At 48.8% G+C, this 25,102-nt stretch carries 22 protein-coding genes; 2 read left to right on the forward strand and 20 right to left on the reverse strand.

The genetic code is table 11. From position 1 onward, the window contains the following. Positions 1–47: 47 nt before the first annotated feature. From whiA to HMPREF1647_RS03935, 20 genes are all read right to left on the reverse strand, one after another. The gene (whiA, locus tag HMPREF1647_RS03845; protein ID WP_035432209.1) at positions 48–1,016 is read right to left on the reverse strand and encodes a DNA-binding protein WhiA; all 969 of its coding nucleotides are present in this window, start codon (positions 1,014–1,016) and stop codon (positions 48–50) included. Between the two features lie 13 nt (positions 1,017–1,029). Then, the gene (rapZ, locus tag HMPREF1647_RS03850) at positions 1,030–1,947 is read right to left on the reverse strand and encodes an RNase adapter RapZ (RefSeq protein ID WP_035432211.1); all 918 of its coding nucleotides are present in this window, start codon (positions 1,945–1,947) and stop codon (positions 1,030–1,032) included. Between the two features lie 46 nt (positions 1,948–1,993). Continuing rightward, positions 1,994–2,683: an N-acetylmannosamine-6-phosphate 2-epimerase gene (locus HMPREF1647_RS03855; RefSeq protein WP_035432213.1), complete on the reverse strand. Its 690-nt coding sequence runs from the start codon at positions 2,681–2,683 to the stop codon at positions 1,994–1,996. Positions 2,684–2,802: 119 nt separating this feature from the next. Then, the gene (locus HMPREF1647_RS03860; protein ID WP_035432215.1) at positions 2,803–3,792 is read right to left on the reverse strand and encodes an ROK family protein; all 990 of its coding nucleotides are present in this window, start codon (positions 3,790–3,792) and stop codon (positions 2,803–2,805) included. 15 nt (positions 3,793–3,807) lie between these two features. Beyond that, positions 3,808–4,731 (reverse strand): dihydrodipicolinate synthase family protein, encoded by a 924-nt coding sequence (locus tag HMPREF1647_RS03865; protein ID WP_035432218.1) that lies wholly within the window; start codon positions 4,729–4,731, stop codon positions 3,808–3,810. 117 nt (positions 4,732–4,848) lie between these two features. Then, on the reverse strand, positions 4,849–5,835 hold the full coding sequence (locus HMPREF1647_RS03870) for an acetylxylan esterase (RefSeq protein ID WP_052039124.1): 987 nt from the start codon (positions 5,833–5,835) through the stop codon (positions 4,849–4,851). Continuing rightward, positions 5,832–6,872 carry an acetylxylan esterase gene (locus HMPREF1647_RS03875; protein WP_035432220.1) on the reverse strand — a complete coding sequence of 347 codons (1,041 nt, stop codon included), beginning with the start codon at positions 6,870–6,872 and terminating at the stop codon, positions 5,832–5,834. The genes HMPREF1647_RS03870 and HMPREF1647_RS03875 overlap by 4 nt, the downstream gene beginning before the upstream one ends. A 66-nt stretch (positions 6,873–6,938) precedes the next feature. After that, positions 6,939–7,760 (reverse strand): ABC transporter ATP-binding protein, encoded by an 822-nt coding sequence (locus HMPREF1647_RS03880; RefSeq protein ID WP_035432222.1) that lies wholly within the window; start codon positions 7,758–7,760, stop codon positions 6,939–6,941. After that, the gene (locus HMPREF1647_RS03885) at positions 7,761–9,800 is read right to left on the reverse strand and encodes a dipeptide/oligopeptide/nickel ABC transporter permease/ATP-binding protein (RefSeq protein WP_035432223.1); all 2,040 of its coding nucleotides are present in this window, start codon (positions 9,798–9,800) and stop codon (positions 7,761–7,763) included. 4 nt (positions 9,801–9,804) lie between these two features. Beyond that, positions 9,805–10,761, reverse strand: coding sequence for an ABC transporter permease (locus tag HMPREF1647_RS03890; RefSeq protein WP_035432226.1), 957 nt, complete (start codon positions 10,759–10,761; stop codon positions 9,805–9,807). Between the two features lie 155 nt (positions 10,762–10,916). After that, positions 10,917–12,518, reverse strand: a complete 1,602-nt coding sequence (locus tag HMPREF1647_RS03895; protein ID WP_035432228.1) for an ABC transporter substrate-binding protein — start codon at positions 12,516–12,518, stop codon at positions 10,917–10,919. 422 nt (positions 12,519–12,940) lie between these two features. Then, positions 12,941–13,591, reverse strand: coding sequence for a hypothetical protein (locus tag HMPREF1647_RS03900; RefSeq protein WP_035427312.1), 651 nt, complete (start codon positions 13,589–13,591; stop codon positions 12,941–12,943). Next, positions 13,578–13,724: a hypothetical protein gene (locus HMPREF1647_RS06985; RefSeq protein WP_156095542.1), complete on the reverse strand. Its 147-nt coding sequence runs from the start codon at positions 13,722–13,724 to the stop codon at positions 13,578–13,580. Before HMPREF1647_RS06985 ends, HMPREF1647_RS03900 begins: the two co-directional genes overlap by 14 nt. Before the next feature lie 65 nt (positions 13,725–13,789). Further along, positions 13,790–14,437, reverse strand: a complete 648-nt coding sequence (locus HMPREF1647_RS03905) for a hypothetical protein (RefSeq protein ID WP_035432230.1) — start codon at positions 14,435–14,437, stop codon at positions 13,790–13,792. Positions 14,438–14,646: 209 nt separating this feature from the next. After that, the gene (locus HMPREF1647_RS03910) at positions 14,647–14,880 is read right to left on the reverse strand and encodes a hypothetical protein (protein WP_035432232.1); all 234 of its coding nucleotides are present in this window, start codon (positions 14,878–14,880) and stop codon (positions 14,647–14,649) included. Continuing rightward, positions 14,873–16,930: an excinuclease ABC subunit UvrC gene (gene uvrC, locus HMPREF1647_RS03915; RefSeq protein WP_262363803.1), complete on the reverse strand. Its 2,058-nt coding sequence runs from the start codon at positions 16,928–16,930 to the stop codon at positions 14,873–14,875. Before uvrC ends, HMPREF1647_RS03910 begins: the two co-directional genes overlap by 8 nt. Before the next feature lies 1 nt (position 16,931). Further along, the gene (gene murJ / locus HMPREF1647_RS03920) at positions 16,932–18,815 is read right to left on the reverse strand and encodes a murein biosynthesis integral membrane protein MurJ (RefSeq protein ID WP_262363804.1); all 1,884 of its coding nucleotides are present in this window, start codon (positions 18,813–18,815) and stop codon (positions 16,932–16,934) included. Next, a complete protein-coding gene (gene ybaK, locus HMPREF1647_RS03925) occupies positions 18,815–19,324 on the reverse strand; it encodes a Cys-tRNA(Pro) deacylase (RefSeq protein WP_035432234.1) in 510 nt (169 codons plus the stop codon). The genes murJ and ybaK overlap by 1 nt, the downstream gene beginning before the upstream one ends. Before the next feature lies 1 nt (position 19,325). Next, a complete protein-coding gene (gene uvrA, locus HMPREF1647_RS03930) occupies positions 19,326–22,220 on the reverse strand; it encodes an excinuclease ABC subunit UvrA (protein ID WP_035432237.1) in 2,895 nt (964 codons plus the stop codon). 154 nt (positions 22,221–22,374) lie between these two features. Then, positions 22,375–22,836 (reverse strand): NanQ anomerase/TabA/YiaL family protein, encoded by a 462-nt coding sequence (locus HMPREF1647_RS03935; protein ID WP_035432239.1) that lies wholly within the window; start codon positions 22,834–22,836, stop codon positions 22,375–22,377. Between the two features lie 118 nt (positions 22,837–22,954). On the opposite strand from HMPREF1647_RS03935, the gene HMPREF1647_RS03940 reads away from it, so the two are divergent. Both HMPREF1647_RS03940 and HMPREF1647_RS03945 read left to right on the forward strand, forming a co-directional pair. After that, positions 22,955–23,803: an Mrp/NBP35 family ATP-binding protein gene (locus tag HMPREF1647_RS03940; RefSeq protein WP_035432241.1), complete on the forward strand. Its 849-nt coding sequence runs from the start codon at positions 22,955–22,957 to the stop codon at positions 23,801–23,803. A gap of 45 nt (positions 23,804–23,848) precedes the next feature. Then, positions 23,849–25,102: an aminoacetone oxidase family FAD-binding enzyme gene (locus HMPREF1647_RS03945; RefSeq protein WP_052039125.1), complete on the forward strand. Its 1,254-nt coding sequence runs from the start codon at positions 23,849–23,851 to the stop codon at positions 25,100–25,102.

Below are 25,102 nucleotides of genomic sequence, written 5' to 3' on the forward strand. Positions count from 1 at the left end.
TAACATTTAAACCGTACACCGAGTATTTTACCGCACTCGCCGATAACTTATGCATCTTTTTCTAAATCCTGAACGATTTTTTCCAAACGAAGCAATCGGTGATACATAGCGGACTTGGATACGGGTGGTACAAACGACTCCCCCAGTGCTGATAATGACAGCTCAGGGTTATCTTTTCGTGCAAGACAAAAATCTCTGACCGCTGGCGGCAGGGCTCTGAGTCCAATGAGTTTCTCGGCCTTTTCTATGAGCGCTAACTGGTCTGCTGCTGCATTTGAAGACCGCGTTTGATTAGCCATCTCTGCGTTAACAACTCGGTTTACGTTGTTGCGATAATGCTTTTGCACACGCGTAAACGCAATAGCGCGCGCCATAGTGGGCGCACCAATCTCTCGCAAAAACTTGATGATATCGTCAGAGCTCTTAAGGTAGACGGCATAAATTTCTCTGGTGCGCATCAAAGCGTTGGTATGACGGTTACGATGATTAAGGCGTGCCTTAACGCCAATGGATCCCATGAGTTTTACCAGTTCAGAGGCAAATCTTTCACCCGAGACAGCAATCTCTAGGTGAAAATCTTTTAAGGGATCAGCCAAAAATCCACCCGCCATAAATGCTCCGCGCAAAAAAGCACGCTGCGCTTGCTTGGTGCGAATAACACTCTTTGGAATGCCGCTTACCAGGCCTTCTCCCGGTATGTAAATACCAAGAGCAGAAAGCGCTTCTGCAAGCGAATCCTGGTTAGAAATCTCAAGCAAATAGTTGCGTTTCTTATGCATGATAGAGCGACGGTACTCAACGGAAGTACCCAGATCAAACAGACGGCGAGAAGAACTAATAACTGTGCGGGCAACCGTGCCAGTCTCGGTAACAATGCGAACGGCAAATTTACCAGGGCCGTGCATCGACAACGTTCCAGAAACACGAATAAGCGCAGAAAGCTGTGCTAATTCGCACTCCGTCTGAAGTTCTGGTACGCTGACCAGCTCATTTTTTACCAGGGCTGTATAGGACATGGTGGGCTAACTTCTACTCAGCCTGCTGAGACTTCTTCTGAGCCGCATCAAGATCGCGATGGAAAAGCGTTACGCGATATCCCTGGCTGGTAAGATGCTCTGCCGTAGCACGTGCGATTGCAACACTTCTATGCTGGCCGCCTGTACAACCTACCGCAATAGAGAGCAAACTCTTGCCTTCCTGCACATAGCCAGGCATAACCACGTCAAGCAACTCAAACCAAGACTTAAGGAATTTCTTGGTAGTGCCATGCGTAAGGACAAACTGAGCTACTGGCTCGTCAAGGCCGGTAAGTGGCCTGAGCCCTGGATCATAGTAAGGATTAGGCAGGAAGCGCACGTCAATCATAAGGTCAGCCTCAACGGGCAAACCATTTTTGAAGCCAAAGGAAAATACGCTGACATCCATGAGCTGCTGTTCAGCAAGCTCTGAAAATGCACGACGAAGACGGCTCTTGAGCGTATTAGTACGCATAGATGAGGTATCTAGGACCACATCTGCCAGCGCTTTTATGTCCTGTAGCTGTGCGCGTTCCTTAGAAATTGCAGATGAGAGATTTTCTCCCTCCTGCGCTAAAGGATGACGACGGCGATTCTCGCTATAGCGACGCATAAGTACTTCGTCTGAGGAGTCCAGATAAACAATCTTGTACGTGAGCTCGTGATCTGCAAGAGACTTCAGAGCTTCAGAGATGTCATCAAAAAGACCTTGCGAGCGCAAATCGCAGGTAACGGCCAAGTGGCGGCCAACACCTGTGTTAATGCCCACAAGGTTAGAAAGCTGCAAAATAAGAGCTGGTGGCAGGTTATCAATACAGAAATAACCCATGTCCTCAAACACATGAAGCGCCTGCGTGCGACCCGATCCAGACATACCCGTAATAATGACAATGTCGGGAATAACTGAAGGTGTAGGATCGTTTTTCTTCACAGGCGCTCCTTAAATACGTGACGAGAAAACCTTACCGCTCCAAGCGTTAATCCTCAAGTGCTGCAGCAAACCAAGAGGTAATTGAAGTTGGATGTGTAATGGCTGTACCTGAAACAACTGCCCAAGCGCCTGCATCCAGAGCATCTTTTGCGTCTTGTGGTGTGTGGACGTGACCCTCGCAAATAATGGCAATACCTGGGAATTCAGTGGTTGCCTGCTTGAGAAGAGCAATGTCAGGACCATCGTCAAGCGTTGTATCAATAGCAGCCTTGTTGTGAGAAAGTGTGGTTGAAACAAGGTCACAACCAGCAGCAACAGCGCGACGAATATCATCCATAGTCATGCAGTCAGCCATAATCAGCACGTCAGACTCTGCGCGCAGAGCTGCAACGGTCTCTTTAAAGGTTCTACCATCTGGCCTTGGACGGTCTGTTGCATCCAGGGCAACAACATCTGCGCCAGCATGAATACAAGCACGCGCATGACGAAGCGTAGGAGTAATGTAGACGCCTTCATGACCCTCTTTCCAGAGGCCAATAACAGGAATTTCAACTCTGCCTTTAATGGCAGAGATGTCAGACAAACCCTGGCACCTAATAGCTGCTGCGCCGCCAAGTTCACAAGCGCGAGCAATCTGAGCCATGGTCTCTGGATGCCTCATAGGCTCACCAGGATACGCCTGGACGCTGACAATGAGTTTTCCTTTAAGTGACTCAACAAGCTCTGAATATGCCACGGTATTCTCCTCACAAGAATGTACGTACGTTAAAGGTATGTGTCTTTGCGGCGTGCTGGATCAACAAGCCAAGTCAGCAAGCCAAGTCAGCAAGCTATTAGTGACTTGGCGCTTCTTGCCTAAAGACGTGTCTCTAAATAGCCGGGTAGAACAAGGTTTTCTGCAGCGCCAATAAGAGGGGCTTCTCCACCAAGCGTGCCCTTCACAATAGGTGTTGCCTGAACAGGAGGCATGGCCTGCAGCTTAAATGCAGCTTCAAGTGCCTCGTGCCAGTACTTACCGCACTCTGCAACAGAGCCAGACAGGATGATGACAGAAGGGTCAAGCATATTGCACATGCTGCCCAAAACCTCACCAAGTGCGCGGCCTGAGCGCTCCTCTGCAGCCTGAGCGATCTTCTCGCCAGCAAGGGCCCTGCGGTCAATCTCAGCGCCATCAAGAGCAGAACCGTCTTCAAGTGTGTCGGAGCCACCAAGGCGGACGTACTCGCGAATAATGCCAGGACCTGCGGAAACAGGCTCAAGGTGAGAAGTTCCACCACAAGGACAATCAACGCCTGCAGCTGCTGGAGTTGCAACGTGACCAATGTGACCAGCCTCGTCGTGAGCACCCAGCATCAAGATGCCGTGGTTCACAAAAGCGCCACCAATACCCGTGCCAACTGCTACGGTTAGAACGCTGTCTTTGCCGTGGCCAGCACCGTGACGAGCCTCGCCCAGAGCATGAGCGTGAACGTCATTGAGGACGCTGCAGGAAAGGTCAAACTCGCTGGTAACTGCAGAGCCAAGAGCGGTTCCGCCCCAGCCGGGCATAAGCTCATTTGCGTAGGTAATGTCGCCCGTACGAGGGTCAACAACACCAGCAGAAGAAATACCCACGCCAGAGATAGTAAGGCCCAGCTCTTCTGCGCGAGCAAGTGCCTCTCTAATTGCCTGGAGAACGGTGGCAAGAACCTGCTTGCCACCCTCATTTGCGTTAGTTGGGACCTTCTTTACGGACTGGACGTTTGGAGCGTCAGTGCCGTTAAGGGTGACTATGCCACAGGCGATTTTTGTGCCGCCAATATCAACGGTGCAAACATGTGTTGGAGAAACAAACTTAGAGTCCATGGTGTCCCCTCTTGTTTAGAGAAGGCCGTTTGCAATAAGAACCTGCTTGATTGCCTCACGGTTCTGGCCATCAAGTGGCTTAACAGGACGAGGCATCTGGTCAGAATCAAAGATTCCCATGAGGTTAAGTGCGCACTTGAATGCGCCAACGCCAGCACCATAGCCCTGAACGCCTGAAGTGACATCAAAGATGTGGGAAATCTCGTTGAGTCGGTCCTGCTCACGCTTGACCTCTGCCCAGTTACCTTCCTGAGCTGCCTTCCACATGCGGACGTAGCCCTCTGGCTCAACATTAGCAAGACCAGGGACAGAACCGTCAGCGCCAGAAAGAAGAGCGCCGTCAACAACAATCTCGTGACCAGTCAGAAGGGTCAGAGGGTGACCGTTCTTCTCGTTCTCCTGAACAAGATACCTGAAGGAAACGTCATCGCCAGAAGAGTCTTTAACGCCTGCAAGAACGCCCTCTGCGCCCAGGCGAGCAAGCATCTTCCAAGGAAGCTTGGTGTGAACGCAGACAGGAATATCGTATGCAAACAGAGGTGCGTCCAGCTCCTGGTGAAGGATGCGGAAGTGCTCCTCAATATCAGCTGGGCCACCAAGTGCGTAGAAAGGAGCGGTTGCTACAAGAGCATCTGCACCCAGTGCGAGGGCACGACGACCGTGCTCCAGGACGCGCTCGGTCTCGGTATCAATGATGCCCACAAGGACCGGAACGCGGTGGTCAACAATGCGGACAGCCTCGCGAACAATCTGATCACGACGCTCATCAGTTGCAAAGACAACCTCGCCAGAAGAGCCAAGGAAGAACAGGCCGTCTACGCCAGCCTCAATGAGACGGTTAATGGAGCGCTCAAACGACACAACATCAAGCTGATGATCTGGGGTATCTGGGGTTACAACTGGTGGAACAACACCGCTAAATGGTACGTTACTGGACATGCTTTATCCTTTCACACGTTGGAAAATCCAACTGGTTTCATACAACAATGTACTGAAGTAGCCGACCAAAGCATTGATCAAAAGCAACTTCAAAGAACCTACGTAATTATAGTCCGCTTAGTTATGACAAAGTTCTGATATAACCTCGCAGAGATAGTTGATTTGCTCGTTCTCAAATTGATTGATGCGCTCGTGCCCAAACTTGGGGTACACACGCATCTCTTTCTGCCCCGGCAGGCGATTGTACAGCGCAAACATTCCCTCAGTTGGTGCACTCTGGTCCAGCAGGGCCGTTCCGATAAGCGCGGGCACTCGCACCAGCTCGGCCGCGCACGCGCTGTCGAGAAGACCAACCGCGTCGATAGCTGCATCTGACTGCGGAGTGTCTCCGCACCCAACATGTGCGCGCAGGGTTGTTGCGTTGTCGGCAAAGAGCGGATTCAGCGCCATGGTAGCGCTCACTTCCTTGGGCAAAAGCGCAGCCGCAAACAAAGCCTGCGAGCCGCCTAGACCTTCTCCCCAGATGACGGTTGTGCGCCCGAGGAAGCGCGAGGCAACCGCGGTGGTTACCAGCGCGTCGTCGATGAGCTGCTTGAGCGTGGAGGATGCGGCGTCATCCGGGTTGATGAGTGCGTGAGCAAGCTCCTCTGCGGTAAGCGCTCCCCTCCAAGCGTCTTTGAGCTGGGCTGCGCATGGACGAGCTTCCAGGGCCACAACGGGCAGACCAAGTGCCGAGAAGCGCAAAAGGTGCAGCCAGCTGCGCACTCCCCGACCAAGATCGGAGAAGAGCGCCACTGCTGGCAGCTCTGTCGTTGCTGACGGCTCAGCCGCCGGCAGGGCCTCTACTGCGGTGATCAGCTCTGCCGCCGATGCACCCGCTGGGAGAACGACACGAGCGCTCAGTTGCGTCTGGTCAGTTGAGGTAAAGGTAAGGCGCTTAAACGTTGCAGTCTGGGTAGCGGACGGAAGCTCAACCACACTCTCTACGTGCGCATTTTGTGCAAACGCTACAGATGGCTCCCAAAATGATTCAAAGTTTGATGGTCTAAGCCAAGCGCCTCGATAAGAGCGAGCATCTTCAAGTCTTTGTGTTAAACCCCTCATGCTTTCACCTCGCCTTCTGCTTGAGCGGGAAATGACGAGTTCAACTCTTCAAGAGCTTGCTCTCCCTTGTCTGAGCAGAAGAAGTCAATGATTTTATCGTCAAAATCGCCAATCTCTTCATGCGCATACCCGGGATACAACAAGTGTCTCTTTGGGCAGGTCAAGGCATTGTAAGCTGCAAGCTGAGCCTCTGGAGGAACTACCGGATCATCAAGTCCGGTGCCAAAAAGCACAGGACAGGTAACCAGGCGTGCAAAATTAGCTGAATCAATATAGGCAAGCTTTGCAAAGACCTCATCAACGCGAGAACCATCTGCGTCAAACCAGCGGGAATAATAACGGATGCCCTCGTAGGCAACCTCATCAGCATTAAGTTCCCACACACACCTAAAATCAGTGAGGAAGGGGTAAAGAATTGCTGCCCTGTTGATGAGGCCTTGGTTAAGTGCGCAGGTGGCAAGGCCAATTCCGCCACCCTGCGAGGCGCCGTTTACAAAAACGCGATCTGTATCAATTCCTTCAAGCTGGCGAACAATTCTGCAGAGCAAGCGAATATTCTGATACAAATGAACAAAGTAAAGGTCCTCTACAGGTCCATCTAGTCCGAGCACCAAGTGACCCGAGACGGTAGTGCTCTTATATGAGCTTCCGTCCAAACTACGACCACCCTGCCCAGGGTTATCAAGCGCAATGAGCGAGCAGCCCAAGCCTAAAAATGAGCTCTGCTCAAACCAGCTGCGAGAAGATCCTGGATAGCCATGGAACTGTAAAACAAGCGGAGTTTGTACATCTAAGGCAGTCTGTGGACGCAGGTACTTTGCGTAGACTTCCGCACCATCAATGCCTACAAATGTAAGATCAAAAAAATGAGCTGAAGCAGTTGACGTGACCTCTGTTGAAGGAACAATCTGCCAGCTGAGAGGAGCGTTATCTGCTTCCTCCATACGTGCCTTCCAAAACGCCTCAAAATCCGAAGGATAGGGCGTCAAAGCATGAGCTGCCTTCAATTCTGCAAGCTCAAGCGTTTCTTGGTGCATTGATCCACCTAACAAGCTAAAAGAGCGCAGCCTAAGCTGCGCTCTGGTCAAACAAAAACGAAAGCGCTACTCACCCAGTTTTGGATGAAGCAAAGATGGCGCAGCACCCAAAAGCGTCTTTGTGTAAGGATCTGTTGGATGCTCAAAGACCTGCTTAGCGGGACCATCTTCCATGATCTGACCATGATTCATAACAATGATGCGGTCAGAAACATAGCGAACGGTCTGGATATCGTGCGAAATAAAGATCATCGAGAGACCCAGCTCAGACTTAAGGTCTGTAAGCAGGTTCAAGATCTGTGCACGAACAGAAACGTCCAATGCGGAAGTAGGCTCGTCAGCAATGATTGCCGATGGATTCAGAGAAAGCGCACGTGCAATAGCAACACGCTGACGCTGACCACCAGAAAGCTGACCAGGAAGGGCGCGAAGTGCTGAATGTGGCAGTCCAACCAGGCTGACCAGCTCATTAATACGGGCTTCTCGCTCCTGCTCTGTTCCTACCTTATGTACCAGCAGTGGATCCATAAGCTGATCTTTAACAATCATGCGAGGGTTAAGAGCAGTTGCTGGGTCCTGGAAAACAACGGAGACAACGCGGCCAATCTGCTTCCTGAGCTCTGGAGTACGCTTGGTAACATCCATTCCCTTGAAGTACACATGACCAGACGTTGGTGACTGAAGACCACACATGACATTTGCGGTAGTGGACTTTCCGCAGCCAGACTCACCAACAATACCAATGGTCTCGCCAGGCATAAGCTTGAGAGAAACATTCTGTACTGCGTGGACCTTATTAGGCTTAAAGATTGAGCCAGTACGCGTCTTAAACGTAACCGAAATATCATCGAGGAAGATAATTGGCTGCTCTTCAGTTGTTGTAGCCATTTACCTCACCTCCTTTTGAGAACGCTCAAGGTAAGGCACAAGACCATGCTCTTTCAGATACTCATCAGGCAGCTCGGAGAAACGATGGTGCTTACCAGGAATCTCCTTAATAACAGGATGTACCTCAAGACCCAAGTCTGGGTGGCTTGAACGAGGAGCAAACCTATCGCCTGTTGGGAAGTCCTCTGGAGAAGGAACAGAACCTGGTACCTGGTGAAGTCTGGTACCGTCCTGTGCACCTTCCTCAATGGAAAGAACAGAGCCGAGAAGACCGCGGGTGTACTCGTGAACAGGATTGGTCAGAAGCTCAGTAGTAGCTGCCTGCTCAATAACCTGACCTGCGTACATAACGGTAATCTCAGAAGCAACCTCTGCAACAAGTGCAAGGTCGTGGCTTACAAAGATCATTGCGAAGCCAAGGCGACGCTGGAGGTCATTCAAGAGCTTGATAACCTGCTTCTGAACAGTAACGTCCAGAGCAGTTGTTGGCTCGTCGCAGATAACCAGTGAAGGATCGCGGGTTAATGCCATAGCAATCAGAACACGCTGACGCTGACCACCAGAAAGCTCATGTGGATAAGACTCAAGTGTACGCTTTGGATCCAGGCCTACAAGTTCCAGAAGCTCCTCTGCAGAACGGGTGCCTCCCCTGCTAGTAAGCTGCTTCATCTGAGAAGAGATAAGCATGGAAGGGTTCAAGGAGGACAGAGCGTCCTGGTAGACCATTGCAAGCTCGTGTCCAAGCAACTTGCGATGCTCTTCTTTGGAGAGCTTCAGGAGGTCTTGGTCTTTGTAGAGAACCTCACCAGTAATAGTCTCTTTTGGATCAGTTAGACCCATGATGACCTTGGTGGTAATAGACTTACCGCAGCCAGACTCGCCAACCAGTGCCATGCACTGACCAGGACGAACATCAAAGCTTACGTGGTCAACAACCTTAACGTCTCCGTGAGACTCAAAGCTGATGCAAAGATCCTTAACGCTGAGCAGTGGCTTTACATCAAAGTCAGGCTTGCGCCTATCAGTTCTGGACAGCTCAACTTCTTTAAGTGCGTTGAGCCTGCGCTCCAGGGACTCTGCCTGCTCTGCGTAGGCACGAACTGGATCAGATGCAAGAATGTCATCTGCACGCCTAGAGTCAGAGTTCTCTGTATCAACAGGCGCGCCAGGTGCTGCTGCCATAGCGTCAGTAAGACCCTCGGAGAGGATATTCAGTGCCAGGCAGGTCATCATGATGGCCAGACCTGGGAAGAATGCCTGCCACCAACGGCCAGCAAGAACGCCGGCACGAGCATCAGCCAGGATGTTACCCCATGTAGGAGTTGGCTCTGCAATACCAGCGCCAATAAAGGTCAAAGATGCCTCAAAGATAATTGCGTCTGCTACCAGCGTAACGGTAAAGACCATGATGGGAGCAATGCAGTTACGAAGAACGTGCTTCCACAAAATCCAAGGTGCACGAGCACCAGAAACAATGGTTGCCCTTACGTAATCCTCGCCGTACTCACTTACGATGTTTGCACGAACAATACGCGCAATCTGTGGCGTATACATAAAGCCAATGGCAAAGATGATTGAAGGAACGCTGTTACCAAGAATAGAAACAAAGACTGCTGCAAGAGCAATGCCTGGGAACGACATGATGATGTCGAGCACACGCATGATGACCTCAGAGACAGCCTTTCTAGAAACAGCTGCAATTGCACCAATAATTGAGCCGCACAGCAGTGCCATACCCGTAGCACCAAAGCCAATGACCAGTGAATACTGACCACCATAAAGCATACGAGAAAGAATATCGCGGCCCTTATCGTCAGTACCAAAAATGAATCCATTGCCTGGAGCCTGACGAGCGTTGAAAATCTCAAGTGGGTTATGTGGAGCAATAAAGTTTGCAAAGACAGAAGCAAGAACAACAAAGACAAGAATGACAAGAGCAATCTTGGAAGCTGTCTTCATCTTCTTGAAGCCACCAAAGGTTGAACCCTTTGCTGCTGCTTCTTCGAGCTTCTCGACTTGTTTTTTTCTAATTTGTACCATCGCACTACACCGTCCTAATGCGTGGGTTAATCAAGATGTACAACATATCAACAACAATGTTGATGATGATGAAGGACAGTGCAACGACAACAACAACGCCCTGAACAAGCATTGCCTCGTTACCCTGGATGCCCTCGAGAATTGCGGTACCCATGCCAGGGAGGTTAAAAATAACCTCGATAACAACGGCGCCACCCATGAGGTAACCAATCTTGAGGCCAAGTGTGGTTACAGGGGTAATAAGAGCGTTGCGCAGTACGTTTCTTGCAATAACGATTCTCTCTGGAATACCAGCACCGCGAGCAGTACGGACGTAGTCCTTATCCAACTCCTCGACCATTGCGGTACGAACAATACGGGTCATCTGACCAGACATTGGAACCGCAAGTGCAAATGCCGGCATAATCATACGGGCAAGGTAGCCGCCAAGATTTACCGTAGGATCTGGTAGTGCTCCAGAGGCAGGCAAAAGCTTGAGCGTAGACGCAAAGACCAAAATCAAAAGAACTGCCAACCAGAATGATGGCGTTGCAAGACCGGCAATTGAGAATACGCGGATGATTTGATCGGGCCATTGGTCTCTATAGAGAGCCGCAATAACACCCAACGTAAACGAAACTATTGCGCCAATAAAGAGACCCATAAAGGTCAACTGCATAGTTACTGGCAGAGCCTTTGAAATTCTTGCAGCAACTGAATAGTGAGAAGTGCCATAGGTACCCAGATTTCCATGAGCAACATCACTGATATAACGTACATATCTCACAGGCCATGGATCATCAAGGCCATTCTCAATGTGATACTGCTGGATAGCTTCTTCAGAAGCAGACTCTCCCAAGGCATTGTATGCAGGATCAACATGCGAGAAAGACATTAGGAAGAATACGAGAAAGGTGACGCCTAGAGCCATAATCGGCAGCGCAATAAGACGGCGTCCGATAAGACGTAATAGGTTGTTCACTATCTCCCCCTCTCTCTTTAAAACAAACCGTACAAATAAAATTTGATGAGACTTTGTGCACCTCAGGACTAAATTTTGCGCACAAGAGCCCGAGCGTTATAGGTAAAACGCTCGGGCCCCAATGTATGAGATGCTAAGCGCGTGATGGCAACAAATTAGCTAGCAGTAACTGTGTTGACATCAATGAAGGACAGACCGGTGGTTCCGATACCCTTGAAGCCCTTGAGAGCAACGCCGTTGCTGTTTGGCTTCTCGCTCCAGGAAGCGGTGAAGGTCTTAGCAAAGAGAACTGGGTACAGAGGTACGTTCTCAGCGATGATGTCGAAGCACTCGTTCCAAGTGGACTGCTGATCAGCACCAGACTGGCCAAGAGCCTTGGTCATAAGGTCGTGAAGCTTGGTCCACTCAGCAGACTCCTTCCAAGGGCAACGCTTGGTCATCCAGACGTTATCGCCATACCACCAGTTAAGCAGCAGGTCGACGTCTGCGCCGAAGCAGGAAGGATCGCCAGGGGCAAGCAGGATGTCCCAAGAACCGTCAACTGCGTCGATTGCAGCATAGGTTGCAGGAGAAGTATCGGAAACGATGCTTACATTAAAGCCAAGTGCATCAAGGTCGTTCTTGACCTGAGTTGCCATGGACTTAACCTGCTCGTTATCGGTGGTGCGGAGAACAACATCACCTGGAGTAATACCGGACTCAGAGATGAGCTTCTTAGCCTTGTCAACATCATGAGCATAGACAGTGGATGCCTTGTGGTAGTTAGCAAAGGAAGAAGGAAGGTAGCTGGTAGCAACCTCTGCCTGACCAGAGAATGCGTTTGCAAGCATCTTATCTGTATCAAGTGCATAGAGGCATGCCTGGCGAACTTTAACGTTGTCCCAAGGAGCCTTGCCAAGGTTGAACATTGCAAAGCGGACACCAAAGCCCTGAACAGCGTCAACGGTGCAGCCTGCGCCCTTGAGCTGGTCTACAGCGTCTGCAGGGACCATTTCCATAGCAAGGGTGGTTCCGTCCTGCTGTGCAGTCAGACGAGCGGTTGGATCCTTAAGGACGTCATAGTGGAGCTTATCGTCCTTAGCAGGAGTTGCGCCGTTGTAGTTTTTGTTAGGAACAAGGTCAAGAGTGTTGTCAGAGATGGACTCGTACATCCATGGACCAGAACCGACTGGCTGCTTCTTCATCTCATCCTGAGAGCTGCTTGCTGGAACAACGCGAACGATGGACAGGCGCTCCTTGAGGAGGGAGAAGTTAGCAATGGTGGTCTTAACGGTGACGGTCTTGTCATCCTTCTTCTCTACGGAAGCAATTGGAGCGAGCATTGGGACGTAAACGCTACCCTTAGCAGCGGAACGGTTGAAGGACTCAACAACGTCATCAGCCTTTACCTCGTTACCATCAGAGAACTTTGCGCCGTCACGGAGGGTAATCTCAAAGGTGTAATCGTCAACCTTCTTAGGATCAGCAGTAGCCAGCTCATTGAATGTTGAGTAGTCGTGGAAGTTAAGACCGTAGAGGCCCTCAACTACCTGCCAGTTAACACCAAGAGCAAGTGCTGATGAAGTAGTAGATGGATCATAGTTCTGGGTTGAATAAGCGGTACCAGCAGTAATTGTGCCGCCGCCTTCCTTTCCAGATGGAGCTTCAGCTGCCTTCTGCTGTCCGCCACCACAAGCGGTGAGACCAAGACCAGCTGCTACAGTTGCTCCGCCAAGGAAGCCGCGACGCGAAAGTGGACGGTTAATAAACTCGCTCATTTCTGCCTCTTTCTAAAAACTCTCCTTGCCACAACGTGGCACCAATGCCACTTGTGTGGCTTACATCTATATAACTATATGAAGAAAAGATATTTCCTCTGAACACAGTTCGCCCAACGGTATAAAAATATCGCCCATTGGCTGCTCAAAATATGAAAACGTGTTTTGTTGTATTATTTACTACATATAAATCTTAATAGCAGCTAAGAAGGCCCGCAGATAGCGGGCTTTACTATTATTTTACCTTGTATAATATATAAATTATTTAACTAACTACACAAGTAGTAAGCAAAGTCAACTACCGTTTACCGATGTTTTACTACCGTTTGCCTTTAGAAATTACGGATATGTTGTGAAGATTAAACAAGAGTCAGCCCAAATTGAACTGACTCTTGTTTTAGAACAGCGAAAACACCGCAAAATTACTTGGTTAAATCCAGGATTCGTTCAGGATTTGCCATAAAGTCCAAGTGTTCTTCCCCTAATCGGAAGCTAATAATTTCCGATACGTGATATGCATCTTCTTTTATAACTTCGAAATCTCCGTCAGCTGGACTATAGCGGCCATAATAACCATCTGATCGGTAGCTTGGAGGCCATCCATTTTCTCCTGCAACTGACCAAACCAAGCACGGTAATTTTTGCTTATTCATTTCTTGTAACAGCCCAGCATTCCTTGTTTGAATCCACAGTTCTGATGAAGATCCCGTAAATGCGCTTATAGCAAAGACTCCCAAATCTTGCTCAACAGTTCCAATAAGAACTCCATGAGAACTTATTGTCCAATAGAGCGTTATGTTCATTACTACTGGGCCATCTTTGCTAACGCCCAAAAACGGGCCAGCAATCTCTGTATCTTCCAAGTTAATGTTATCAACAGAAGTAAAATCTGACTTTGAACCGTTTTTACAAGCATTATATTGTTGCACAACATACTGAGCTGCCTGCTTTTTTAACTCTGGCAGTCTCATAGTATTCAACTTAAAAATCCAGTTATTTATCAGCAAACCACAAATAACAAGAACTACCAATAATGACAGACCTTTTATAAATCTTTTTCTACGCTGCATCATCAGTTACCTCACTTAAGTCTGTAGTTGGCGCTAACACGGGAACAATATTTGGATTTAAGACTTTTCTAGCAATGCCTTTTTGATCAAATTCATACACAACACCGTCTATTCTTGCCTTTTGTCCAACTACCATTGAACCCTTAGGTCCACCGAAAGGAACATTTTTCTCAGTTCTAAAGAAGAGAAAACACCTCGAAATTACTTAACTAAATCTACAACACGCTCAGGATTTGCCATAAAGTCCAAGTGTTCTTCCCCTAATCGGAAGCTAATAATTTCCGATACGTGATAATCTTCTTTTATAATTTCGAAATATCCGTCATCTGGGCTATAACTTCCTAAATAACCATCAGCTAGATACGGTGGCGGCCATCCACTTAACCCTAAGCCACAAAAACTTCTAACTAGACATCTATAATTTCTATTATGCATTTCTTGTAACAGCCCAGCGTTCCTTGTTTGAATCCACATTTTTGGAGTTCCAAAATAAGACCCAATGGCGAATAGCCCCAAATCTTGCTCAACAGTACCAACAACCGTTTCTTGAGAGCTTATTACCCAATATAAATCTACATTCAACATAAGTAGGTTAGCTTGACTGACTCCTAAAAATGGCCCAGAGATAGTAGCGGTCTCTAAATCAATATTTTCTGCGGACCCAAAATCAGACTTAAGACCATTTTTCTTATTCTCATATTGTTGCACAACATACTGAGCTGCCTGCTTTTTTAACTCTGGCAGTCTCATAGTATTCAGCTTAAAAAACCAGTTGTTAATCAGTAAGCCACAAATAACAAGAACTACCAATAATGACAGACCTTTTATAAACCTTTTTCTACGCTGCATCTGCTGTCACCTCATTAGAACTGCTTGTCGCAATTGACATAAGAGTAATGACTAGGTAGCTCTAATGATATTCCGTGCGAGTATGCTTTAGCAGTACATCTGTCGGCCAATGGCTATATTTCAGCGTTGAATGAAAAAAATAAGAATGGCATAACAACACTTCATAGCTGCCATTCTTATTACAAATAACTCAATTGTTTGATTTGGTTTTAGAGATTGTGCTTCTTCATCCTTTGCTCAAAGAGCTCGTTGATAATCTTTGCCATCTCTTCAACTTGTTGAGCACTGGGTTCATCCTCAAATGCAGCGTAAAGCTCTGGATACTCCTGAGCAATATACTCACAAGACTTTCCCGTTGCGTGACCACGAACAAAGAACGGAATACGCTTAATGTATTCTGGATTTACTAGTGCCAAGATCTTCTCGTCTGCTGTTTTACTCATGAGTTCCTCCCCTTGCATCTAACTTCTCATGTACAGTCGTAGAGGATTCTTCCCAAGCTTTGAGCTCTTCATAAATAGTTTCTGCCAAGTTCACAGAAACACCTTTTACCTGAGAAATATCCTCAACACTTGCAGCCTTTAAGCGCTTAAAAGAGCCAAAATGGCGCATGATATCTTTTTTACGTTTAGGTCCTACACCAGGGATTTCATCCAGAATAGAGACAGTCATTGCCTTATCTCTAAGCTCGCGATGGAACGTAATCGCAAAACGGTGAGACTCATCACGGACTTGCTTGATGAGATACAAAGAAGCTGACCCCGTAGGCAACACAATTGGCGTGTCGTCCCAAGGTACAAAGACTTCCTCATCAGACTTAGCAAGGCCGCAGACAGGAATATCCAACCCCAGCTCATTAAGCTGATTGATTGCAGCAGTCAGCTGAGGCTTACCGCCATCAACTACCAGCAAATCAGGTCGTGAGCCAAAGCGTTCATCTGCCATACGCTTCGGACTGTATCTTCTGCCCAGGACCTCTGTCATTGAAACAAAGTCGTTAGCTTCATCAAGCTCAGCGCGGATCTTAAAGCGACGATACTGGCTTTTATCAGCCTTTCCGTTAGTAAAGACCACCATCGAGGCAACGGTAAAGTTACCGTGAAGCGTAGAAATATCAAAGCACTCAATGCGCAGCGGTGGTGCATCAAGCGCAAGTGCGCTTTCCAGCTGAAGAAGTGCCTGGTTAGTGCGGTCGTCGGCATAACCCGTGCGAATCATGTGGCGCATCAGTGCGTGACGAGCGTTAGCAGAAGCCATCTGGAGAAGACGGAACTTCTCGCCACGTTGTGGGTGATGAAGCACGCAGTTGTGGCCTCGTTTTTGCGTAAGCCACTCGGACAAAACCTCTGCATCGAGAAGATCGATGGGCAGGTTAACCTCTGCGGGAATGTCAGCGGTTTCATCGTAGTAGCGCTTTAGGAAGCCCGAAACCAGCTCTTCCTCGGAAACGTCCAAGCCTTTGTCCAGGATAAACTCAACTGAGCGGATGGTACGACCTTCTCGCACAACAAAAACGCAGGCAGCGGAGATAGTTTCTTCTCGATAAATGCCAATGAGGTCAATGTTGACCGAGGTAGGAAATGTGACTTGCTGGCGGTCGTCAAGATCAGAAAGTGAAGTCAGGCGGGACTTAAGCCTAGCTGCCTTCTCAAAATCCAGGTCAGCGGCGGCTTCTTGCATCTGATCTTTGAGCTCAGAGACAATCTCGGAACGATTTCCGCGGAGAAAGTTTTCTACCTGCCTGACGTTCTTTGCGTAGGAAACGGTATCAATGGCGCCAACGCACACGCCAGGTCCCTTGCCTACGTGGTAATCAAAGCAGGGACGTCCCTTCTTTGCCAGCAGCAAGTTAGCAACAGCCGCCCCATCAGGGTCTTTTTCGAGCAAACGCTTAGCACGCTTCCACTCCACGCACGTAGCGGAGCAGATAGGCACTACTTTTCTGAGCGTCTCAATGGTCTGGCGAGCGGCGTAAGAATCAGTGTAGGGACCAAAATAGCGCGTACCCTTCTTGTGTTTCTCGCGCGTGTATTTAATTGCTGGGAAGGTATCTGACTCGGTAATGGCAATGTAGGGATAGCTCTTATCGTCTTTGAAGTCCACGTTAAAGTACGGACGATACTGAGCGATAAGATTGCGCTCCAGCACCAGTGCTTCGTGCTCGTTTTCTACCACAATGTAGTCAAAACTACGCACGACCTGCATCATCAGTGGAATCTTGGCTCGATCATCTTGAAGTGTGACGTACTGCCTCATGCGAGCACGCAGGTTCTTAGCTTTTCCTACATAGATAACCTTGCCAGACCCATCTTTCCAGAGGTAACAGCCTGGATCAGTTGGCACCTGATCAACCTGCTCTCTGATGGATACCAGATCATCTGAAGGCTCGGAAGAAAATGACGGCGCAAGTCCCGGCGCCCCCGAAGGCACGTAGTTGGGATCAAGGTTGTTCTGAGAGCTATCTTTGCCGTTTTTTGCGCCGCTTCTGGCCATGCTATGACCTCACGCGAGAAACCAGTGAACGAAGCATGGCGGACTCTGGTGATTTAAAGAGGATTGCCAAGCCATAGGTAACCAAAACAGCTGGAATACCTGCAAAGATGCAGTACAGCACGCCATAGAGCGCTCGGCCGTCTGGTACGCCAATAACGGCGCGCAGGCCCACCATGATAAGAAGTGCTGCAGCCGATCCTGCCAGGCCAAAAAGAATTGAACGAACAAATGCAAACACCATGGACTTAAGTCCAATCTGACCAAGGTGCTTACGCAGGCTGATCAACATAATGGTATCGATAACCACATAGAAGATGGCTGAAGTAGCTGCTACAAACATCATGCCAAAGTGAGAAGTACCCACCAGCAGCACTAAAACCTGCACGACAGAGCCAAGCGTTGCAGAAACAGCGTAGAGCGTCATACGACGCATAGCAGAGCAGACTTTTTGCAGGTACATGCCAATGCCATACAAAGGCAAAGCAAGCGACTGGCCAATCAAGAATTGCTGGGTTAACAGCAGTTGGTCTTCAGTGAACTTGCTTGCTCCAATAATAGAAACAAGAGGCATCGAGAAGATCATCAAGTACATCATGAACGGCACGGTAAAGAAAAGAATCTGGTTGATACCGTGCTTGAAGTCCTTCTTGAACTGGTCCATATTCTCTTTTGCCCAGCTATCGGACAGCTCGGTAAAGAGGGCTGTGGTAATAGGCACCGTCAAAATGGAATATGGCAGCGTGTACCAAAGACGAGCGTACGCCGCAACGGAAGCGCCCGATGCAGAAACACTGAGCTGCGAGCTTGTCTGCACCGACATAGTTACAAACGTGGCAACCACAACAATCAGAGCAGGCGCGCCAATCTTGAGCGTCTCTTTAAGTGCGGGGTCTTTGAGGTTAATTCTCCACGAGAGCTTAATCCCCTTGCGCTTAAGTGACGGTACCTGAATCAGAACCTGAATCAAAACGCCCAGAGGATTTCCCAGCGCAAGAATAAGAAGACCCAGCTCAGGATTAGTGTTGACCAAGAAAGCATACGCAAAGAACGATGCCGTAGTCACAAAGTTATTAAAAATAGGAGCCGCAGCTGGCCAGAGGTAGTCTCGCTCTGCATTCAAAACACCAGAGAAAATGGTGGAGAAGCAATACAGCATAACCTCGATGACAAAGAACCTAAAGAAGTACACTGCCAGCGTTGGATCAAAATCAGCACCTGCCGAGAAGGACTGTGTATACACCACTTCTGCGGCAAAGAAGAAGCCTAGAACCGCAACAAGTCCAGTTGCGACAACAACAATGGAAAGCAAGTTAGAGGTATAGGCATTTGCCTCATCCTGCCCAACCTTCTTCTTAATAGAAAGATATACCGGCAAAAAAGCCGTGGTGAGCATTCCCGCACCAACAAGCTCATAGAGCTGGTCAGGAAGGGTATTTGCAATGGAGTAGCAACTAGCAAGAACGGTAGCACCCATAGCAAATGCCTGAGCCCAGGTTCTTAAAAAGCCCGTAATACGACTAATCAGAACAAGTACGCTCATCATAGAGGTAGAACGGCTTAAGTCTTTTTGCTTAGAAGCATCCTCTTCATCAGAAGAAGCCTCTTCACTATAAGAATTACCTGCGTCGAAGTTGCCGTCTGACACAGAGCTGTTATCTGCCTCAGAGTTATCCTCTTCAGCAGCGGCCTCTTCGAGTTTCTGACTTACAATCTGCTCAAAGGCTTCATCCTCAATTGGTTGATGAAACGTCTCTGGAACAACAATGTTGTCCACTACAGGAGGCTCATCAAAGGTCTGATCAAGAGCCTTGCTCAGAGTTTCTTCAGATAAGGTTCCATCAGAAGACTCTGCTGAAAGTCGCATATGTTTGGGCTGATATGCCACTAGTGCACCTCGCGAACAATATCTGCAAACGTAGCCGATACAAATGAAGCCAAATCTTCTGGAGAAAGCGTTAAACTGAGTCCGCGTTTTCCACCAGAGATATGGATGAGCTCAAAAAGCTGAGCAGTCTCGTCAATTATAGTGGGAAACTGCTTTTTCATACCAACGGGAGTGCAGCCACCACGAACATAACCTGTTAAACCCTCAAGCTCTTTAACAGGCAGCATGGAAAGGTTCTTTTGGCCGGACGCAGCTGCTGCTTTCTTAAGATCAAGCTCTTGATCTACAGGAATACAACACACCACATGCTCACCACTTGAAGACACGCAGACAAGTGTTTTGAACGCAGCGTCTGGATCTTCTCCAAGCATCTCTGCAATATGAGTTCCCAACTCACCAGAAGGAACGTCTTCATCCACCTCGTAAGATTGGAACTCGTAAGCAATGCCGGCAGCATCAAGCTCCCTCATTGCATTTGTCTTTTGAACCTTTGCCGTTTTTCTCGCCATGTTATGCACGCTTCTTCTGAGCTTTTTTCTCTGCAGCTAGACGTGCGTTATCGCGGTCAAGAATCTCTTTAAGGAACTTGCCTGTGTGGCTTTCTGGTGTTGCCGCAACCTTTTCTGGTGTACCAGAAACAACTACGGTTCCACCGCCATCGCCACCCTCTGGGCCCATGTCAATAATACGGTCAGCCATCTTGATGACATCCAAGTTGTGCTCAATGACAAGAACGGTGTTACCCGCGTCAACAAGACGCTCAAGCACAACAATAAGCTGTCTGACATCCTCAAAATGAAGACCAGTTGTTGGCTCATCCAGAATATAAAGAGTTTTACCAGTCTGCTGACGGTGAAGCTCTTTTGCAAGCTTGACGCGCTGTGCCTCGCCGCCAGAAAGCGTGGTTGCTGGCTGACCAAGATGAATGTAGCCAAGACCTACATCGTGGAGAGTCTGCAACTTGTTCTTAATGCGAGGAATGTTTGCAAAGAACGCAAGAGCCTCATGAACCGTCATGTCAAGCACGTCAGAGACGGACTTGCCGTGGTAGAGAATCTCTAGCGTCTCGCGGTTATAACGCTTACCATGGCAGACCTCGCAAGGGACATAGACGTCAGGCAAGAAGTTCATCTCAATCTTGATCTGGCCGTCGCCCTTACAAGCCTCGCAGCGACCTCCTTGGACGTTAAACGAGAAACGCCCAGCTGAGTAGCCACGTGCGCGAGACTCTGGAACGGAGGCATACAGTGCACGCAGGTCATCCCAAAGGCCAATATAGGTTGCTGGGTTAGAACGAGGTGTTCTACCAATAGGGCTTTGGTCAATATCAATGACCTTATCGATAAGATCAACGCCCTCGAGCTTTTTATACTCTCCCACCACACGCTTTGAGTGCTGAACTGCATTGGTAAGTGCAGGTGCAAGGGTATCGGTAACCAAAGAAGACTTACCAGAACCAGAAACGCCTGTGACTACCGTCAACGTGCCCAGCTCAATAGCGGCGGAAACATTCTTAAGGTTGTTAGCGCTCGCTCCCGTAATCTTGATCTTTCCGCGGCCAGGCTTACGGCGAGTCTCTGGAAGTCTAATCTGCTTCTTTCCTGTAAGGTACGCCCCTGTGATGGAATCAGGGTTCTTAATGATCTCTTCTGGAGTTCCTGCTGCAACAACATGACCACCAAGCTCACCCGCGCCTGGACCCATGTCAATGACGTAGTCAGCCGCACGAATAGTATCTTCATCGTGCTCAACAACAAGTACGGTATTACCACGGTCTCTGAGCTGCTTAAGTGTCTCAATAAGACGGTTGTTGTCTCTTTGGTGAAGGCCAATAGAAGGCTCGTCCAGAATGTAAAGGACGCCCATAAGACCAGCACCAATTTGAGTTGCTAGGCGAATACGCTGGGCTTCTCCACCAGAAAGCGATGCTGCCGCACGAGAAAGCGTGAGGTAGTCCAAGCCAACGTTTACCAAGAATTGCAGCCTTGCCACAATTTCTTTGACAATAGGACCTGCAATAACCTTCTGACGGTCAGTAATATTTAACTGCTTAAAGAACTCCAGTGACTCCTTACAGGAGAGTTCGCAAACCTCCCAGATGTTCTTCTCGCCAACGGTAACAGAAAGAATTTCTGGCTTTAAGCGAGCTCCGTGGCAGGTTGTACAAGGCATCTCGCGAATGTATTTCTCAAGATGCGTCTTCATATTTTCCGACGTGGTCTCTTGGTACTTGTCAAAAAGAATCTTTCTGACGCCAGAGAACGTGGTAAACCAATGTGTATTGCGACCATCGCGCGTCTTGTAGTCAACGCGAATCTTAGTAGAACCAAGGCCGCCGAGAAGGGCGTCTTGCACCTTCTTGGGCAGCTTGTTCCAAGGTGTTGTATCAGATACGTCAAAATGCTTGCAGACTGCAGACAAAATCTGAGGATAGTAATTGGAGTGGCCAAAGAGGCTTCCAAAAACGCCCTCTGATACGGACAGTTTTGGATCAGCAATGAGTGCCGCCGCATCAATAATTTTGCGAGTTCCTAGGCCATCACAGTCAGGACAGGCGCCGTAAGGAGCGTTGAAGGAGAAATCGCGAGGCTGCAGGTCATCCATAGAGTGACCGTGAATAGGACAAGCAAGCGCCAGCGAATACTGCAAGAGCTCTTCTGGCATAGTCTCTGGATTGGATTTATCAGCCAGGAGCAATACGCCTACCTTGCCCTGGGCAAGCTTAGTTGCCTGCTCAACGCCTTCAACAATGCGACCCAAAGAATCCGGACGGATGACAATACGGTCAACAACCACTTCAATATCATGCTTGAGTGTTTTGCCCAGCGTGATTTCTTCATCAAGTTCACGTACAACGCCGTCAACACGAACGCGAGAAAATCCTTCTTTGCGCAGGTCCTCAAAAAGTTTGACATACTCACCCTTGCGGCCCAAAACAACAGGAGCCAGAACATAGGCTCTGCGCCCCTGACCAGCCTCAAGGATTTTATCGGCAACCTGATCTGTTGTCTGACGCTCAATAACGCGGCCGCACTCAGGGCAGTGAGGAGTACCCATACGAGCATACAAAAGGCGCAGATAATCATAGATTTCTGTAACAGTACCTACGGTTGAGCGAGGATTTCTAGAAGTTGTCTTCTGGTCAATAGATACAGCCGGAGAAAGACCGTCAATAGAGTCTAGGTCTGGCTTATCCATCTGTCCCAGGAACTGACGGGCATAGCTGGACAAGGACTCAACGTAGCGGCGCTGTCCCTCTGCGTAAATTGTGTCAAAGGCAAGGCTGGACTTGCCCGAACCAGAAAGTCCCGTAATAACTACCAGCTGATCACGAGGGATATCAATGTCAATATCTTGCAGGTTGTGCTCTCGTGCGCCACGGATAGCAATTTTGCTTGAAGCCATAGTTCCTCACATAACCGGTTTGACGTGCACGTTTCTTTTGACGAGCCTACTGCCAAACAATAGAAAACAACATCAGTACACAGATGTAATTTGTGCGTACTGATGTTCTAGTATACCCAAGATAGTGCTGCCAAAACACGGCAAGCGCCCTTCCCTATTTAATACGAACCTTCATCACAGCTTTTTTGAGCTTTGAGCCAGATTTCTCCAGCGTGCAGCCTGGTTTGTGGGCATCTGATGGAGGTGTCACCAGAAGATCACCTGCATGCAGGGTGACCCATGTCTCTTCCCCAGGATTGGTATAAGCGCCAAAATCAGCGTCAGCATTGAAATCACCCTTAAGAACACACTGCTCAAGAGGGGCAACAGCAATGCTTTCGGTGCCAGAAATAACTACGTGAATATCGGCGTAAATCTTATGAGCCTCATAGTCCTTCTCGCCAGGCAAAGCTGACTCAAACTCCATGACGTTCACAAAAACGTTATCTCCGTCAATTTCTGTCTTGCCCAAAGGCAGCTCGTCCAAATTGTGGGTTGCCAAAAACTCCGCAGCACAAGCCATATATTTCTGACCAAAGTCATTCTCAGATAAGTTTTTAATTGACGAGAAAATCATGTGAACCTCCTACGTTCAGCTAAAGTACGCCGAAAAGATTATAGCTATCTCGTTTGCCATAAAGTTCTATGGGTAGAATTAAATAGTTACTGCATACAACTGCTACATAAGGAGAGACATGGCAGACGTAGATATTGATCGTGAGGCGCTTCGTAAAGAGATTGACGCTGCCCTTCACGGCAAAAAGAAAGAGCCACAGCCACCAGCGGGTTTTGAACTTAATCAGCACTCAAGCGTGAAGCACGTTATTGGCGTTGTTTCTGGTAAGGGTGGCGTTGGCAAGTCTTTTGTCACCGGCATTCTTGCAACTAACCTTGCTCGCGCAGGTAAGCGCGTTGGTATTCTTGACGGTGATATTACCGGTCCTTCAATTCCTCGTATGTTTGGCATCTCTGACGAGCGCTCTTACGGCGTTGAAGAGCAGCTTATTCCAATTGAGGATGCAAACGGCATCAAGATTATGAGTGCCAACCTGGTGCTTCAGAACGAGACCGACCCTGTTCTCTGGAGAGGCCCCGTTGTTGCTGGTGCTATCCAGCAGTTCTACAGCCAGTGCAACTGGGGTGACTTGGATTATCTTCTGATTGATATGCCTCCAGGAACAGGCGATGTTGCGCTAACGGTATTCCAGTCCCTTCCTGTTGAAGGTGTTGTGATTGTTTCTTCTCCACAAGATCTTGTTCAGATGGTTGTGGGCAAGGCAGTTCGCATGGCAGAAATGATGCATGTACCTGTACTTGGTTTGATTGAGAACATGGCATATATCACCTGCCCTCACTGCGATGAGCGCATTGAGCCTTACGGTCCATCAAAGCTTGCTGAGACCGCAGCGGCATTTAACCTCAAGCCTTTAGGACAGCTTCCTATGGATGCAATCTTTGCGCAGATTGCCGATAAGGGAACCTTTAGCACCGAGCTTCCAGAAGGCCTTGTTCCTGACGCTACACAAAGCGTTCTTGATCTGTAAGCCCTAGAAGCTGGTACTTACACAACACAAAAGGTAATTCTTACTATGGCTCAAACAACGCGCATTAAAGAACGACAAGCAGCACAAGCTCTGCGCATCAAGCAAGCTCAGGCATTCATGGTGCCAGACAACATTGATGTAGCAATTCTAGGTGGCGGCGCAGCAGGTCTCTGCGCTGCCACCACTGCTGCCGAAGCTCTTGGCGAAGGTAAACGCGTTGTCGTCTTTGAAAAAGCACTGGAAAGCGGCAGAACCATCCTGGCAACAGGCGGAGGACGCTGCAACTTTACCAATACTGATTTGAGCTTTGAGAATTTCTCTCATCCAGAGTTTGTCCAGGCTGTTTGCAAAGATAAGGACACCTTCCTTGCAGACATTCTCTCTTTCTTTAGGTCCAGCGGTCTTGCTTGGGCTACAGAAGACGAAGGCAGAATGTACCCTCTTACCAGGCAAGCAAGCTCCATCCAATCACTGCTGCTCAAGCGAGCTCAAAAAGCTGGCGTGCAATTTGCCCTAGGACGAGAAGTCACTTCGGTAAAACCCCAGCACAATGGCTTCACCATTGCCTTTCAAGAATGCTTTGCTGGCGAGAAAACCTACAAGGTCCACGCATCAACAGTAATCCTAGCTACTGGCGGGCTCACAACCACAAATCTTGCAGAGAGCCTTGACTTGCAGACCACCTCACTGCGACCGGGACTTTGTGCACTCACCTGCAAGCCCGAGCCCCCAACAAGCCTTGATGGAAAGCGCGTTCGAGCACACGCAGCTCTTTTAAGAGACGGAGCTGTGCTCAAACAGGAATCTGGTGAGCTTCTTTTTAGGTCATTTGGACTCTCGGGCATCATGATTTTCAACTTGTCTCGCACAGCCTTGCCTGGCGACGTATTTGAGATTGATCTTCTCCCTCAGCTTACGGAAGAGGAAGTTGCAGCAGCTGTAGAAGCTCACACCACCGACGGTCTTCTCGACCCACAGATTGTTGCCTACCTGGGCGCCAATGACTCAGTTGAAGTCACTGTTGCCAAGGCTCACAAAATGGCCTTTACCGTTACGGGTACGTCTTCCAAAGTTGTCCCTCAGGTCTGTATTGGTGGAATTTCCATCAATCAAGTAGACTCAATCACTCTTGAAGCGCATGACATTCCTGGTCTGTTTATTGCAGGAGAAGCCCTTGATATTGATGCTCAATGTGGAGGATTTAACCTCTCGTGGGCGTGGAAGAGCGGTATGGTTGCCGGTCTGGCTGCCGCTAAAAGCGCTGGTCAGAAAAATGCACCTTTGAAAAAGGACAACTAA

Origin of the sequence: Lancefieldella parvula DNF00906, from assembly GCF_000758945.1 — a bacterium.
In the GTDB taxonomy this organism is placed as follows: domain Bacteria; phylum Actinomycetota; class Coriobacteriia; order Coriobacteriales; family Atopobiaceae; genus Lancefieldella; species Lancefieldella parvula_C.

Bases quoted from the DNA above. Each gene is read 5' to 3' on its own strand.
- HMPREF1647_RS03875 (WP_035432220.1), bottom strand. From the start codon at position 6,872: ATGCACCAAGAAACGCTTGAGCTTGCAGAATTGAAGGCAGCTCATGCT.
- HMPREF1647_RS03885 (WP_035432223.1), bottom strand. From the start codon at position 9,800: ATGGTACAAATTAGAAAAAAACAAGTCGAGAAGCTCGAAGAAGCAGCA.
- HMPREF1647_RS03895 (WP_035432228.1), bottom strand. From the start codon at position 12,518: ATGAGCGAGTTTATTAACCGTCCACTTTCGCGTCGCGGCTTCCTTGGC.
- whiA (WP_035432209.1), bottom strand. From the start codon at position 1,016: ATGTCCTATACAGCCCTGGTAAAAAATGAGCTGGTCAGCGTACCAGAA.
- HMPREF1647_RS03935 (WP_035432239.1), bottom strand. From the start codon at position 22,836: ATGATTTTCTCGTCAATTAAAAACTTATCTGAGAATGACTTTGGTCAG.
- HMPREF1647_RS03905 (WP_035432230.1), bottom strand. From the start codon at position 14,437: ATGCAGCGTAGAAAAAGGTTTATAAAAGGTCTGTCATTATTGGTAGTT.
- HMPREF1647_RS03910 (WP_035432232.1), bottom strand. From the start codon at position 14,880: ATGAGTAAAACAGCAGACGAGAAGATCTTGGCACTAGTAAATCCAGAA.
- HMPREF1647_RS03940 (WP_035432241.1), top strand. From the start codon at position 22,955: ATGGCAGACGTAGATATTGATCGTGAGGCGCTTCGTAAAGAGATTGAC.
- HMPREF1647_RS03945 (WP_052039125.1), top strand. From the start codon at position 23,849: ATGGCTCAAACAACGCGCATTAAAGAACGACAAGCAGCACAAGCTCTG.
- HMPREF1647_RS06985 (WP_156095542.1), bottom strand. From the start codon at position 13,724: ATGGTAGTTGGACAAAAGGCAAGAATAGACGGTGTTGTGTATGAATTT.
- uvrA (WP_035432237.1), bottom strand. From the start codon at position 22,220: ATGGCTTCAAGCAAAATTGCTATCCGTGGCGCACGAGAGCACAACCTG.
- ybaK (WP_035432234.1), bottom strand. From the start codon at position 19,324: ATGGCGAGAAAAACGGCAAAGGTTCAAAAGACAAATGCAATGAGGGAG.
- HMPREF1647_RS03900 (WP_035427312.1), bottom strand. From the start codon at position 13,591: ATGATGCAGCGTAGAAAAAGATTTATAAAAGGTCTGTCATTATTGGTA.
- HMPREF1647_RS03870 (WP_052039124.1), bottom strand. From the start codon at position 5,835: ATGAGGGGTTTAACACAAAGACTTGAAGATGCTCGCTCTTATCGAGGC.
- HMPREF1647_RS03880 (WP_035432222.1), bottom strand. From the start codon at position 7,760: ATGGCTACAACAACTGAAGAGCAGCCAATTATCTTCCTCGATGATATT.
- HMPREF1647_RS03865 (WP_035432218.1), bottom strand. From the start codon at position 4,731: ATGTCCAGTAACGTACCATTTAGCGGTGTTGTTCCACCAGTTGTAACC.
- HMPREF1647_RS03860 (WP_035432215.1), bottom strand. From the start codon at position 3,792: ATGGACTCTAAGTTTGTTTCTCCAACACATGTTTGCACCGTTGATATT.
- uvrC (WP_262363803.1), bottom strand. From the start codon at position 16,930: ATGGCCAGAAGCGGCGCAAAAAACGGCAAAGATAGCTCTCAGAACAAC.